The following is a 13,587-nucleotide window of genomic DNA, read 5'->3' on the forward strand; positions in this document are numbered from 1 at the left end:
GAATAGCGGTTGAAGAGATATGAAGCTGAAAACCTCGTTCGCGGTTCTAGCTTTCTGCGTCGTCGCGAGTACGTTCTTGCTGACGCTCGACAGCGTTGCGGCCCGTGCGGACACCGCGTCGTTCACTGTGGCGATCGCCAAGGTCGCCGAGGATCCCAAGATCGACGGCACGATGAACGATCCGGCCTGGAAGCAGGCGACGCACGTCTCCCTCGACTGGGATTACCAATTCCGGCGCCCAGCCGAGGAGAAGACCGACGCTTACATCATGGCGGACTCGCAGTTCGTCTATGTGGCGGTGGTCGCGCAGCAGAAGGAACCCGTGACCGCGACGATCCGCACGAACGACGTCGCGCTCGCGGCGGACGACGTCGTGCGCGTCTACTTCTGGCCCGGGGGCGACAAAGGTTTCGAATATTTCTTCGTCGCGACGCCTATCGGCACGCACAACGAGTTCTCATCAGAGAATTCGGCGTTCGCGCCGTCCTGGACGTCGGCCGGATCGCGTACGCCGGACGGCTACATAGTCACGATGCGCATCCCGCTCAAAGTGATGCGGGGCGACGGCCGTACGACGTGGCGCGTGCAGTTCGAACGCGCGGTCCACGTGACGAACCAAGATTTCGAGTGGGCGCACGATCCGTCGCAGAACGGCGTCGACAACTCGACCTTCGTGGGCTACCTCACCGGCATGTCGCCGGTGCGAGCGAGCCTGCGGCCGTCGCCGCGTGTGGGCGTTTATGCGCTCGGCCAGGTCGGCTCGAGTTCTGCAGGCGGCGACACATCGCACATGGGCGCCGACATCTCCCTTCCGATAACGAACACGTCGTCGTTCTTCAGCACGCTCCATCCTGACTATTCGAACGTCGACCGCGACCAGCAATCGATTTCGCCGACCGCGTTCGCGCGCCAGTTCAGCGAAGTGCGCCCGTTCTTCACGCAGGGCTCGAACTCGTTTCAGAACTTCAACTGCAACGATTGCGTCGACTATCCGTTCCTCTATACCCCGGCGATCCCGACGCCGACCGACGGCTATGCGGTCGAGGGCGTTCAGGGCCTCGCCTCTTTTTCCGCCTTCGATGCGCTCGGGCACTTCGGCCGCTCAGACAATGCCGAAAGCCTGTCGTGGACGACGCCCGACAGGTATTGGCAAGGGCACGTCATGCATTTCAGCACGATCTTACCCGGCGTCTTCGACAGCACGAACATGTATCAGCTCATCGAAGGGAACCGGCGAAATTCGAGCATCTACTTCACAGACGCCCAAGAGACGGGATCGTTCGTCACCGATCCGGGTCAAGCGTACATGCGCGAGTGGGGCCTCAACCTCTACACGCAAAAGGAAGGCTTCTATCCGGCGTACCACGAGATCGGTCAGCAGTTCGCTCCGTTCGACACGTTCGTCACGGCGAACGACCTGCATGGCCCGTCGCTCTACATGACAAAGACGTGGGATTTCGCACCGACCGCCCCGGTCCTCAATTACACGCTCTCGCAAGACATCCAGCACTACGACAACAGCGCCGGCAAACTCGGGCTCGCCGACGCGTTCACCGTGTTGACGATCAACACGAAGTCGCAATTCCAATTTCAGGCGACGAGCGGTTATCAGTACTTCCTCATCGGCGCGTACGGGTCGACGATCGACCAGAACGGCGCCGCGCTCAGTTACGGACCGAACACGAACGCGCCGACGACCGTGACGTACAACATCGGGCGTTTCGGGCCGGGCTATCTGCGCACGACGACCCGCCTTGCGACGCTTCGCACCGGACCGCGTGGAACGCTGACGCTCGAGGGCGATAACACGAACCAAACGCTCGACTTCGAAGGTGCCAAGGAAGTACAGTGGCTGGAGCGGGCGAGCTTTGCGTATCAGATCGATCCGCAGTCGTCGCTCGCGCTTGGCGTGCGCCACATCATCGGCACGAGCCCATTCGTAACGCCGCCGCCTCTTAATCTGCATCAGCCGTCGGGGGCGTGCTCGCCGCGTTTCGTATCGCCCGGATGCTTCTCCGACGCGTCGAATCTTTCGCTCGCGTACTACCACCACATCGGTCCGAACGAGTTATACCTCGTCTACGGCGACCCGAACCAGCTGAACACGCTGCCGGCGTTCATCATCAAGTTCGTCCACTACTTCGGCGCCCAAAAAGGCACCTGACGACTAGACCTCCGCGACCTTCCCCCAAAAAACGTAGCGGTCGAGCTTTAGCTCGACCGCCGCGGTCTGCCCAGATCGTCGGAACCGCTACATCGCCGACCCGTTGCTCGCCGGGATGTCGCCGCAGCTCACGTACTTCTTGATCAACGGCCCAGGTCCGGCGTGGACATTGATCGCGAAGTGACCGGTCTCGAGCGACGCGAGCGGCACATCGACGACCGTCGTCGACTTGCCGCCGACGACATTCGACAGCGGATACTTCGGCACCGGGTTGAGATTCGCGCACGATCCCGGATGGATGTGCGCGGGTTCGGATCCCTTCGTGTGCGACAGGCTTAGGACGACCTGCGTCTTGCTTCCCATCGCCGTGAGAGTCGCCGAACCGGTCTGCATCGATCCGTGTTGTGCCACGAGTTTGATTGTGATGGAATCGCTTTTCGCGCTGACGGCGGTTGCGATACAGGCGATCGCGACGAGCGCAAGCGCCGCTATGGATAACTTCATTGCCCTTCCTCCCATATTCGTTTTGCGGCGTGAAATCACACGCCGCTCACGGGCGTCCGGTTCGCTCAAGCAGCGGCGCCGCCTCTGCGTTCAGCGGACATGCGACGGGATTCGCTGGCGGGAAAAGCCAATGAAGGCAGCCTCGCGGGAGTAGCTCAGTTGGTAGAGCATCAGCTTCCCAAGCTGAGGGTCGCGGGTTCGAGGCCCGTCTCCCGCTTATAACGTGGAACACGGCGGCCGAGCATCGCGCTCGGCCGCTTTCATTTGTCTCGCGTATTCTCAACGTCGCCGTCGAGATGCCCGGGAATTCGGCGGTCCGAAGGTCGACGACTCGGCCCCGGGCGGCGCGCAAATGCAGCGGTGGGCCTGGGGTCCTTAGCCGAAAGAGAGATTTGTGTGACGAGGTAAGGCAGCGGACGCGATGGAATTCTCTCACTCGGTAGTCCGGTACGTTCGATTCCGGCCGATTGCGTTTTTCGCGTGATCTGTAGAGCGGCGATCGCAATGCGTTTCATCTCTTCCCTATTGATGACCGGTGTCTGTTTTGCGTTTCTAACCATGGGCGCTTATGCTGTTGCAGCTCCGCCGCCCGTGCCCACGCCGTCCGCTAACGGTTCGTCGCTGGCGGTAGGATATGTGCAGGCTGGAGTCACGAGTGCGGAGTCGGGTGACTACAACGGCGCGATCGAGCAATTCACCTTAGCGATCGCGGCTGATCCAAGCAATACAGACGCTTATCGCGACCGCGCGATCGCCCGCGATGACATCGGCGATTATAAAGACGCTCTCAGCGACTACACGCAAGTGCTCGCGCTGTCGCCCGACGACTCCGCCGCGCTTGGAGGCCGTGGAGAGGACCGATATCGGCTCGGTGACTATGCGGGAGCCGACACGGATTTCACGGCCTACCTCAAGCAGAATCCGGATAGTTCGAACGTTTTCATGAACCGAGGATACGCGCGGGCGAAAGAAGGCGACGGGGCAGGAGCAGCAGCCGATTTGCGGCGCGCGGTGAAGCTCGACCCGAACAACCTGGATATCCGCACGTCGCTCGCAGCCGCGGACGTCGAAGCGCACAACATGAGTGCGGCGTCGTCGGATCTGGATGCGGCGATCCACATCAATCCGAAATCGACGGCCTTGATCAAGATGCGCATGCAATTGCGCATGGAAATGGGCAATACAGCTGGTGCGTTGGACGATGCGCGCCGTCTGATCAAAGCGGGCAATGGCGACCCTGCTTCGTACGACCTTGCTTGCCAGATCGAGGCCGATGCCGAGCAGTACAAAGACGCTCTCGCAACGTGCGGTCAGGCGATCAAACTGCACCCGAACGACATCAACGCATACGGTACGTTGGAGCGCGTCAACGGGATGCTCAACCGCGACAGCGCCGTGCTCGACGACCTCAACGCGATGGTCCGTCTCGAACCGCAATCAGGAGAGGCTTACTACAGCCGGGCCCTATTCGAGGATGGTCACGGCGACCGAAAAGCAGCAGCAAGCGACTTTCGCACGGCGCTCAAGCTCTACAAGCTCGCGGGCGACTCGCCTCACGTCCAGCAGATCCAAGTGATCATGCAAGAGCGCGGTTATTAGGGTTAGACGGCTGAAGTAGTATTACGTGCCCCGCATAGTTTCGCTCCTCGCAAGCGGCACAGAGATCGTCTGCGCCCTCGGCGCCGGCGAGTGCCTCGTCGGTCGATCGCATGAGTGCGACCGGCCGGTGTGGGTGCGCCGGCTACCTGCGTGCACGCGTCCGACGTTCGACGTCTCGCAGACGAGCGGCGAGATCGATGCTGAAGTGAGGCGACGTCTCCGAACCGGAGAACCTCTTTACTCGATCGACGCGGACCTCATCGAAACTTTGCACGCCGACATTTTGATCGCCCAAGTCCACTGCGACGTCTGCGCTGTGACGCCGGACGATGCGCGGCGAGCCGGAACGGACGCGGGGAGACACGTCGTCGCGCTCCAAGCGGGCAGCGTCAAGGGCATCTTCGACGATATCGCGTCGATCGGCGGGGCTGTCGGCCTCGAAGACGCGGCAAGCGCTCTCATCGCAGATCTGAAAGCGCAAATCGAATCGGTGCGCCTCGCGACGGGCGGTACGACTCCGCGGCTCGTTCTCGTCCTCGAGTGGACGGACCCGATCTTCGTCGCCGGCAATTGGATGCCGGAGCTGATCGAAGCGGCAAACGGGATGGTCGCGCTCGGCGATGGCTCATCGTATTCCTCGCAAGCGACGTTACAAGAAGTAGAAAGCGCTGATCCCGACATCCTCATCGTCGCGCCGTGCGGATTCGATCTCGACAGGACGCTAAAGGAAATCTCGTACCTCGAATCGCTTCCCGGCTGGAACCGGCTCCGTGCGGTCAGAGACGGAAACGTGATCTTCGCCGACGGCAACGCGTACTTCAATCGATCCGGCACATCGATCGCCGACACAGCTGAAATACTCGCGGAGATCATCCACGGCATTGGGAAAAAGCACTATCGCACGGCCTGGCTACCGTACGGCGAAGCGCGGATCGCCGCCGAGATCAACCGCCGTCATAGCGACGCGTGCGCTCGTGGTCTCGCGACGTATGCAGATCCGACGACGGGCTATGAAGTGATGACGGCGGATTTCTTGAGACGACGAGGTGCGTGCTGCTCGAGCGGGTGCCGCCACTGCCCGTATAAAGGATTCGATGCGGAGCCAACGCTGACAGCGGAAAGTGCGGCCACCGGACTCTAACCTCAGCCGAATCGACTTCACGCAGCGCGCAATAACGGGCTAATCGCGGGCGCGAAACCAACCACGAGCGCATTAGGTATCTTCCTGCGGGAGGCTGGCAGGAGGGTCCAAGATGCGATCAGCGCGCGTCGGGATCGTCGCCATCCTCATCGCGTCGGCATCGAGCACGGTCTTCGCTCCAACGCCGTCGCTAGCGTCACCGATCGACACCACGAACGCCGATGAGACTGTCATCGTGTACGCCGCGAGAGGCGCAGTGACGAATATCGGGGCCGGCGTGATCGTCGGTCAACAGGGCGGTGCGCTCGTCATCGCGACCGCCGCACACGTCATAGCGAACGCCATTCCTCGCGTCCAGCTCGACTCGGGCGCGATGTTGAACGTTGTCGAGATCGATCGGATCGAGGGGTTCGATCTAGCCGTCCTCAAGACGAGCGCATACGACGGCCGCCCTTCGCTCGCAGCCTTTGGTCAGCCGTCGCCAGGTGAGGACGTCCACGTCTGGGGCCATCGGCTCACGCAAAGGTATGTGGAATCGCAAGCGTCAGTGAGCGACCTTGACCCGACGTTACCTGAGGGACCTGCCGACGGGCGATTCGGGATCGATTGCGAGTCATGCGATCACGGTGATTCCGGTGCCGGCGTCTTCGATGCACGTGGCAGGTTGCTCGGCATCCTCGAAGGGGCACGACGCGACCAGTTCGGCGACATCGTCTTCGTCGAATGCGAGCCGATCGCGCCGATCGAGACCGCGCTCGCGACCGCAGCTTCTTCGAAATCCGGTCGTCAGCGGTCGTCTAGGCGGCGCGTGTAGGCGATTTCGTCGACCTCGATCCCCCAAACGCGCTGGCGGCGGCGACTACCGCTCCGGATCCAGCCATCGTGCTCGTAGAAGGCTTCGGCGTGTGCGTTTCCGTCGAGCACCCACAACACGGCATCAGCGAAACCACGACGGCGAAGCTCTCCACGCGCGCGATCGATAAGGACGCGACCGATGCCAGTCCTCCAATCGTCGGGGTCGACGTACAGCGCCATGAGCTCACCGGTTTCGCGAGCCGGTGAGTCGGGCGACGCGCCGACAGTCGCGAATGCGCGAATCAAACCGCCGTCGACGGCGACGAGCGTGAACGGCGCCATCTGATCTGCAGGCGCGAAATCGTAACGTACTGCACGCTCTTCTGCGCGCAGCGAGTCGAGATATTCAGCGGGCAACAAACCCTTGTATGCCGCCTGCCAGGAACGGACGTGGACCTGAGCGACGCCGAGCGCATCATCAGGTCGAGCAGCGCGGATTTCCATTCGATTGCGCTCGTCGTTCTTGCCGGCGAGCGAGGCTACCTCGAAGTCGCAAGCCGCCAGTACGATGGAGCGGTCGAGCTTTACGCTCGACCACCGCGGTCTGCCAATTGCAAGCCGTCTCCGGTCGAGCTAAAGCTCGACCGCTACAGACGACTTCAATGCAAGGTCGTCTGCGGTCGACCATAAAGGTCGACCGCTCCATCAGTACCGCACGGTTGCCTTACCGTGCCGGGTGAGTGACTCATGGTAATGTCCGAGCTCACGCTGTCATCTGGCGTTCAACACTCGATCATCGATCGCGAACGTTAGCGCACACCGCGCCCGTGACGCGACTCGCACATGCATCGCGACACAGGAACTCGCGATACATCTTTGCCGAATCTCAAATGCGATGGGCGAGCGGCGCGTGCTTAACCGAGCCGCTAACATCTACCGTGTGGGGGTTGTTGGGAGATGTCTAAGCGTGTTCTCGGCGTTGCGTGCGCCACGCTACTACTAGCTGGCTGTACCGGCTCGAACAGCTCGATGCCGACGAGAGGCGATTCGCTAATGCCCGGGCTGGGCGCATCGCAATCGCAGGTCGGTCACAACGACGGATTCAGCGGCCCGGCGCCGATGCCGAGCCCGCACCTTTTGACGAGCGTCGATACGAACGACACGCTTGCGATCACATTGTCGCAAGCGCAGCCGTACCTGTCGATCGGGCACACGAACTCGGGCGCAGCACAGGCCGACGCGTATTCGTCCGCGGGGATCGAGCCGATCCCCTATACAGACATCGATCACTACATCCCCAACGACCAATCAGGCACGAACCCGACCCTAAGCATGTCCGACGTCGCGCTGACGTGCGACGGTCAACCGGTCGAGTGGGTGAAACCGAACCATCCGCTTATCTATGTCACCGATCCGCGGATCCCGGGGACCCTCGCGGCGTGGGAGCAATGGTACACGAACTTCGTCGCGGCCGGCGGTGAGACGTGGGCGCTGTATGAGGACACGGCGGACAATCCGTTCACCTTCGCTGTTCCGGCGCCGCCTTGCGCAGCAGACGGCAGCGGAACCGTGACGACGCAAGAGTGGACGGCGGCGGAAGAAGCGCAAGAGGGCGCCATGCAGGCGTTCTCCGGCAAACCGGTCATCTTCAACGGTCTTGCTCCCGGCTACCACACGTGGATGCCGCTGGCGAACGCGCTGCTCGACGGCCCGGCCGCCGGCGGCGAAGCCGAGGCCTGCGCACCTCCGAACACGACCGAGTGGCTCAATCAGCTGGCGATCGAGATCCACGCGGTTCAGCGCCAGAAGTACTTCGTCTGCCACGGCAACGACACGAGCGACGGGTCGACGCCGCAGGCGATCGCATTCAGGAACTACCACTTCGCTTCGATGATGCTCGAGTACGATCCGAGATACACGATCTACGAGTCGAATTTCGGGGTCGGCGCGTCGAACTTGCGCGTCGAGCCCGAATCCGGCGTCGTCATGCTGAACCCGTACAAGCTAAACGTGAGCGTTCAGACCGATCTTCTCAAGCCGGGCGGAGCGTACGCGCGCCGCTACAAGGATTGCTACGTGAACGGCACGGACGTCGGGCAGTGCGCCGCGGTCGTCAATCCGACGAAGGTGCCGGTCCCGTTCCCGTTCACCTGGGTCCACTACCAACACACGATGCTGCTCACCGGGTCGGGCATCTACGACGGCGCTACGGTGAGCAATCTCGGACCGGCGCCGGCGACGAGCGTTGGGCCGTACTCCGGCGAGGTCGCGTTCCTCTGACCAGTAACGATCAGAACTTGATGCCTACCTTCTGGACTTCCTGATAGGGCAGCAGCCACACGAGCGACTCGTCATGCAGATCGACGACTTGGATGCGGTTGCCGAACGGGTCCAGGAAATCGCAGCGGAATCCGGGGAAGAGCCGAAGGCCGTACTTGGCCGCGACTTTTTCCCTGACCGCTTTGATTTCGCGCTCGTCGCGGACGATGATCCCGAAGTGGCGAGTCCGGTCGGGCGTCATCTTCTCGACTTCGAACAGCGCGAGAAACTGATGCTCGCCGATCTTGAAGAACGCGTCGCCCTCGCCTTCGTCCTTTTTCTCGAGACCGAAGACGTCGGTGTAGAACGCGACCGCCTTCTTGATGTCCGTCACCTCGATGGCGACGTGATTGATCCCGTAGACGTGGACGCCCATCACGCCTCCCTCCTACCCGCCCTGAGCGCCGACAAACTCGGGGCGGCAGCAGTGAGGCGCGTAAACGGTCGACGGCCGGGGTAAGACCTACGCATGAGAACGACATGGAAACCGCATGAGAAGCACGGACGCCTGACTGCGCAGAGCGATCTGCCCGACAGCGCGTACGCTTTCCCGAAGCTGCGAAAGGAGCCGTTGACCGACGCGCGCCACGTCCGCAACGCGGTGGCGCGCTTCGATCAGGTGACATCGGCCTCAGATAGCGAGCGCGCGCAGGCATTCGCCAATATAAAGAAGGCCGCGCGCCACTACGGCGTCGAGCTGAGTGAATCAAGCTGGCGCGACCTGGGCAAGCATCCGCAGCGAAACCGCAGCGCGCGCGCGAAGCGCGCTACCGCAACGAGAAAACGGCGCGCATCGTCGGCGTTGAGGGCCGCCAAAGGACGCTAGGGCCGGTACGTCGCGAGCAGACGGGCGGCGTACCATCGCTCCCAGTGGGCGCCTGGCGCCTCGAGATTCATCTCCTTGTCCACCTTCACGAGCAAGTAGATGAGATCGCTCTTGAGCAGCTTGGCGTCGAGCAAGCCCTCGATGCCGAGTTCGATGAGATGGCCGGCGTACCAGATCGACCAGTCGGCATCGACCCCGTCCGTCGCGGCATAGGCGACGTGATGATCTTCGGAGGTTTGGTGCAGCATGATCGCGAGCCGGTCGATGAGTCCGCTTGCATCACTCATTATTGTGGTCGCCGTTCGACCGGTCGAGGCGTGCCTTCCTTGGGCCCGACCAGAGCGAAGGCACGTATCGGCCCCGCGGAGAACCGCGTCGGCCCTTCACCCGACGATCGAACAGGAGAGACCGCTCATGGAGTTGGCACCGTATATCTTCATCACCGGCGGCCGCTGCGAGGAAGCGCTCAATTTCTACAAGAGCGTCCTCGGCGGCGACATAAAGGACATCTCGCGTTGGAGCGACGCGCCCGCCGACATGGGCATGCCCGCCGACATGGGCAATCGCGTCATGCACTCGACGTTCTCGGCGCCCGGGATCACCTTCATGGCTTCGGACTCGCAGCCGACGACGACGTACGGCGACGGACCGATCTCGCTTTGCGTATCTGCAGACAACGAAGGCGACGGGAAGCGCGTCTTCAACGCGCTTTCGGCCGGCGGCAAGGTCGAAGTCCCATTCGAGAAAGCGTTCTGGGGTCAGTGGTTCGGGATGTTCACCGACAAGTACGGCATCGACTGGATGGTCAATTGCCCGGCGAGCTCCTGACGGCGGTCTTCGATACGCCTGTCGGACCACTGGTCGCGCGCGCCGGCGAGGATGGTATATCGGAGCTCCTCTTCGCTCGCCGCGGCCAGAAAGCCAAACCGGCGAGCGGAGAACCATCCGCTCGCCGGCATATCCACGCGATAGAGGCGCAACTCGTCGAGTACTTCGACGGCAAGCGCAAGACGTTCGACGTCGCGCTGCGGCCGCAAGGACCACCGTTTCACATGCGCGTGTGGAACGCGCTGCTCGGCATCCCCTACGGGGAGACGATCTCGTACGGCGAGCTCGCCGCGCGCGTCGGTGATCCGACGGCGGCTCGCGCCGTCGGCGCTGCGAACGGCGCGAATCCGATCGTCATCGTGATCCCGTGCCATCGGGTCATCGGCGCCGACGGCAAGCTCGTCGGTTACGGCGGCGGGCTTTGGCGGAAGCGGACGCTCCTCGATCTCGAGTTCGGCCGGCTGTCGCTCGTCAAGGTTTGACGAGCGGGTTCTTCCAGGCGAACGCGCCTTTCGGATTCGGCTTCACCCAGACGACGAGATCCCAGCTCGACGGGAACTCGAAGATCCGCTGGACCGAGCCAGCAGATTTCGCTTTTCCCATCTTGACGAGCGTCGCCGCGGACGGGTTCTCAGGGTCGCCGCCACCCTTGCGGAAATCCGGCGCCATGATGTAATTATCGTACGTCGGCTTGCCCGTCTTCGGATCCGTGCCGATCCAGTGGACGTGCTCGTCGAACTCGAACCAACGGCCCGGATTGACGCCGAACATCGTCGGCCGTGCCGCTCCCGGCTTGTACGGTTCGCAGTAATCGACGCCCAGCAGAGCGCCGTCGCGGCCGTACCACAACTGGCACGGCTGCGATATGCTGCCCGAGGTCCAATGACGGTTCGCGAAACTGATCGCGCCCGTATCGTCCTCGTTGGTGTAGCGGAAGAAGCCCGCAGCCTCGGCGTCACTCTCATGCGCGTAGCGCGTGCCGAGCGTCGCCTGCAACGACTTGACGAACTGCTGCTCGGACGCATTGAGCGGTCCGTTGTACGACGGGCGTTGGTCCGCGCGGGCGACGACGGTCGTCGCGACGATCATCGCGAGCAGCGCTAAGGTCACTCGTTTCAACACGATCTCTCCCCGATTTCAGCAACGTGGTGGCTGTGCGCTGACAAGTAGGGGACTGCCGTGCACGTTGCCTGCCTGGCGCGCGGGCGATCATATGCCATAATGGGTCCTTAAGCCCAGTCCGCAGAGAGGGAAACCAGCGTCGATTCATGCGAAGTTCATGCCCGGGGGAGCTACTGGCCGCAGGAGCCACCGACGAATATGTCTGCTCACCCCGAATTCACGAACTTCCCGGCGCGACTCGACCGCTCCGTCTACGACGCAGCGGTGCGCAACTACGTCGCAGCCGTCGGGTCGCGAGCAAGCGCGATCTATCACGTCGGCAACGTCCGCTTCCCCGGCCTGTCCGACATCGACCTCGTCGTCGTCGTCAACACGTCGGCGTGGGATAACAACCAGTTCTTCTCTCCGTACGTCCGGCTCGGAAAGCAGTACACGCCGCTGTTCCATCACGAGCCGCGCTTCTTGCCCAAGACGTGCATCGACGCGATCACGTACAGCTCGTGCGTGCACGCGAGCACGGGCCAGGCGATGGATCAGATCCCGACCGTCTTCGGGAGCCGGCGCTGCCTCGTCCACGGTACTGACGTGCTCGGCGACCGTGCCGTCGACGTTTCGAGCGAATCGTGGCAGCGCTGCCGGTTGCTCGAGACCTCGTTCATCTTCTCACGGGCGCTTCGCGAGCTCGCAGTCGAGCCGTCCATCGACGTCGTGAAGCTCATGTCGCGCGCGACCGGCTTGCGCTATCCGATGCGCCATCTCCACGATCTGCTCGACATGCCTCGCGATCGCGGATACGAAAGGCATATCGACGAGGCGCGCGAGCGCCTACTGGATCCGATGACTACCCAGCACGAGAAAGGCAAGGTCGTCGCCGATACGTACGAGCTCTTCGAACGCGGCGCGCGGCGATTCGAAGCGAACGTCAGGACGCTCTTCGGCATCGGCGCGAGCGAATCGCTCGTGCCCGTCGTCATGGGGATGCTTGCCGGCGAGCGGCCCGCGCCGGGCATCGAAGCCGAGTATCTCGAGGAACGCCGAAAAGCGACGGCCTTGTATCAAGAAGAGCAGCGAGCATATCGTCTGAGCGCGGGCAGCATTTTCGCGACGAGGCCGCTCAACGGTGCGCGCAAACCGTACGTCCAGCCGCTCGCGCATCGCATCGCGTCGAGCGCGCGCTGGCGCCTGCGGCCGCTAGGCGCGTTCTAGCGCAGGTTCGTCGACTTCAGAAAGCCGACGCTGCCGGGATACGGGCGACGACAAACGTCCGATACAGTCCGAACCAGTGGCTTTGCAGCCCGATGACGTAGAGCGTCTGCGACGGTCCGGGGAAGACGAAGATCGGGCTGCTCAACGTGTAAGGCAAGAGGGCGTCGCGGATCGCGTGGTCCGCCGTCACCTGTCCGATGCGATCCGTGTCGAGCTCCGTGAACCAGACGACACCGGAGGAATCGACGGCGATCGCATCGGGCTGCGAATTCGCCGTCGGCACGACGTACGTGCGCACCGAGTCATCGGCGCCGACCGACACGATCTTGTTGGCGTCGTATTCCGCGACCCAGACGCTGCCGTCCGGTCCGGCCGCGAGATTCGAGAGAGCCGACGTTGGATCCGGCATCGCGACCCAGTGCGTCGCTCCGGTCCGCGAAAGAACGCAGATCTTGCCCTTCTCGTCGCCGACGACGTAGATCGCCCGCTTCGTTCCGACGAGTCCGTACGGGCTGAAATGTGGATCCGGGAGCGGGTACATCGTCTGTCGTCCGTCGAGTCGTACGTGTGTGACGTCGTTTCCGCGCTTATCGGAGATCCATGCGCTACCGTCGTAGTCGAGCCAGACGCCATCGGGAATGCCGCGGCCGCGGCCTAGGCGATGGATCTTCAAAGTCGTAGGCTTGGCGACCGGGAATCTCGTGTAGCCGGAATTGCCGCACGGCGAGCTCTCCGGGTTGCACGCGAGCGCGAGCCACGCCATACCAGACGGCGTCACGGCGATATCGTCGACCGCATAACCGTACGCCATCGGGGCGAGTTCGATCGTCGAGCCGTCGCCCGCAGTTCTGATCGAGCCGATGCCAGGATCGCCGCCGTCTCCCATGTACGTGAACCAGAGGCGTCCATCTTGGCCCAGGCTCGACGCGCGGATGATTGCGCCCGACGGAAGCGGCATGGCGGTGACGATACCGGGAACGGACTTGACCGTGCACGATGCGGCGACGCACGCGGCGAGGGCGGAAGCGATCGTGATGAGGGCTCGAAGCGCCGCAGCGCCTCGCTTGATCGGGGTCATCGGTC

The 13,587-nt window shown here is 62.8% G+C and carries 15 protein-coding genes and 1 tRNA gene; 10 read left to right on the plus strand and 6 right to left on the minus strand.

The features are described 5' to 3' along the window. The first annotated feature begins 19 nt into the window (after positions 1 to 19). Entirely contained in the window at positions 20 to 2,164 is a 2,145-nt protein-coding gene (locus VFO25_02805) for a DUF5916 domain-containing protein (protein ID HET9341833.1), read from the plus strand. 87 nt (positions 2,165 to 2,251) lie between these two features. Here VFO25_02805 and VFO25_02810 read toward each other — a convergent pair whose 3' ends face one another. Beyond that, a complete protein-coding gene (locus VFO25_02810) occupies positions 2,252 to 2,668 on the minus strand; it encodes a hypothetical protein (protein HET9341834.1) in 417 nt (138 codons plus the stop codon). A 144-nt stretch (positions 2,669 to 2,812) separates the two neighbouring features. Here VFO25_02810 and VFO25_02815 point away from each other — a divergent pair. The 4 genes from VFO25_02815 (at position 2,813) to VFO25_02830 (ending at position 6,222) form a co-directional block, all read left to right on the plus strand. After that, positions 2,813 to 2,885: transfer RNA gene (locus VFO25_02815), tRNA-Gly, on the plus strand. Between the two features lie 419 nt (positions 2,886 to 3,304). Then, positions 3,305 to 4,267, plus strand: coding sequence for a tetratricopeptide repeat protein (locus VFO25_02820; GenBank protein ID HET9341835.1), 963 nt, complete (start codon positions 3,305 to 3,307; stop codon positions 4,265 to 4,267). 25 nt (positions 4,268 to 4,292) lie between these two features. Beyond that, entirely contained in the window at positions 4,293 to 5,408 is a 1,116-nt protein-coding gene (locus VFO25_02825; GenBank protein HET9341836.1) for an ABC transporter substrate-binding protein, read from the plus strand. Positions 5,409 to 5,520: 112 nt separating this feature from the next. Then, a complete protein-coding gene (locus VFO25_02830; protein HET9341837.1) occupies positions 5,521 to 6,222 on the plus strand; it encodes a serine protease in 702 nt (233 codons plus the stop codon). Here VFO25_02830 and VFO25_02835 read toward each other — a convergent pair. Beyond that, positions 6,195 to 6,707: a GNAT family N-acetyltransferase gene (locus VFO25_02835; protein ID HET9341838.1), complete on the minus strand. Its 513-nt coding sequence runs from the start codon at positions 6,705 to 6,707 to the stop codon at positions 6,195 to 6,197. The genes VFO25_02830 and VFO25_02835 overlap by 28 nt on opposite strands. A 549-nt stretch (positions 6,708 to 7,256) precedes the next feature. Between VFO25_02835 and VFO25_02840 the strand changes: the two genes are divergently transcribed. After that, positions 7,257 to 8,483, plus strand: a complete 1,227-nt coding sequence (locus VFO25_02840; protein ID HET9341839.1) for a hypothetical protein — start codon at positions 7,257 to 7,259, stop codon at positions 8,481 to 8,483. Positions 8,484 to 8,493: 10 nt separating this feature from the next. On the opposite strand, the gene VFO25_02845 is transcribed toward VFO25_02840, so the two are convergent. Then, positions 8,494 to 8,898 carry a VOC family protein gene (locus tag VFO25_02845; protein ID HET9341840.1) on the minus strand — a complete coding sequence of 135 codons (405 nt, stop codon included), beginning with the start codon at positions 8,896 to 8,898 and terminating at the stop codon, positions 8,494 to 8,496. A gap of 93 nt (positions 8,899 to 8,991) precedes the next feature. Here VFO25_02845 and VFO25_02850 point away from each other — a divergent pair, with 93 nt between their 5' ends. Beyond that, positions 8,992 to 9,348 (plus strand): DUF6582 domain-containing protein, encoded by a 357-nt coding sequence (locus VFO25_02850; GenBank protein ID HET9341841.1) that lies wholly within the window; start codon positions 8,992 to 8,994, stop codon positions 9,346 to 9,348. Here the strand turns inward: VFO25_02850 and VFO25_02855 are convergent. Then, a complete protein-coding gene (locus VFO25_02855) occupies positions 9,345 to 9,635 on the minus strand; it encodes a hypothetical protein (protein ID HET9341842.1) in 291 nt (96 codons plus the stop codon). The genes VFO25_02850 and VFO25_02855 overlap by 4 nt on opposite strands. 127 nt (positions 9,636 to 9,762) lie before the next feature. Between VFO25_02855 and VFO25_02860 the strand changes: the two genes are divergently transcribed. After that, a complete protein-coding gene (locus VFO25_02860; GenBank protein ID HET9341843.1) occupies positions 9,763 to 10,176 on the plus strand; it encodes a VOC family protein in 414 nt (137 codons plus the stop codon). Further along, positions 10,158 to 10,658 carry a methylated-DNA--[protein]-cysteine S-methyltransferase gene (locus tag VFO25_02865; GenBank protein HET9341844.1) on the plus strand — a complete coding sequence of 167 codons (501 nt, stop codon included), beginning with the start codon at positions 10,158 to 10,160 and terminating at the stop codon, positions 10,656 to 10,658. Before VFO25_02860 ends, VFO25_02865 begins: the two co-directional genes overlap by 19 nt. Here the strand turns inward: VFO25_02865 and VFO25_02870 are convergent. Beyond that, positions 10,648 to 11,295, minus strand: a complete 648-nt coding sequence (locus VFO25_02870) for a hypothetical protein (protein HET9341845.1) — start codon at positions 11,293 to 11,295, stop codon at positions 10,648 to 10,650. The genes VFO25_02865 and VFO25_02870 overlap by 11 nt on opposite strands. A gap of 201 nt (positions 11,296 to 11,496) precedes the next feature. On the opposite strand from VFO25_02870, the gene VFO25_02875 reads away from it, so the two are divergent. Continuing rightward, the gene (locus VFO25_02875) at positions 11,497 to 12,504 is read left to right on the plus strand and encodes a hypothetical protein (GenBank protein ID HET9341846.1); all 1,008 of its coding nucleotides are present in this window, start codon (positions 11,497 to 11,499) and stop codon (positions 12,502 to 12,504) included. A 16-nt stretch (positions 12,505 to 12,520) separates the two neighbouring features. On the opposite strand, the gene VFO25_02880 is transcribed toward VFO25_02875, so the two are convergent. Next, positions 12,521 to 13,582, minus strand: a complete 1,062-nt coding sequence (locus VFO25_02880; GenBank protein HET9341847.1) for a hypothetical protein — start codon at positions 13,580 to 13,582, stop codon at positions 12,521 to 12,523. Positions 13,583 to 13,587 lie beyond the last annotated feature (5 nt).

It is taken from the genome of Candidatus Eremiobacteraceae bacterium (assembly GCA_035710745.1).
Lineage (GTDB): Bacteria > Vulcanimicrobiota > Vulcanimicrobiia > Eremiobacterales > Eremiobacteraceae > JANWLL01.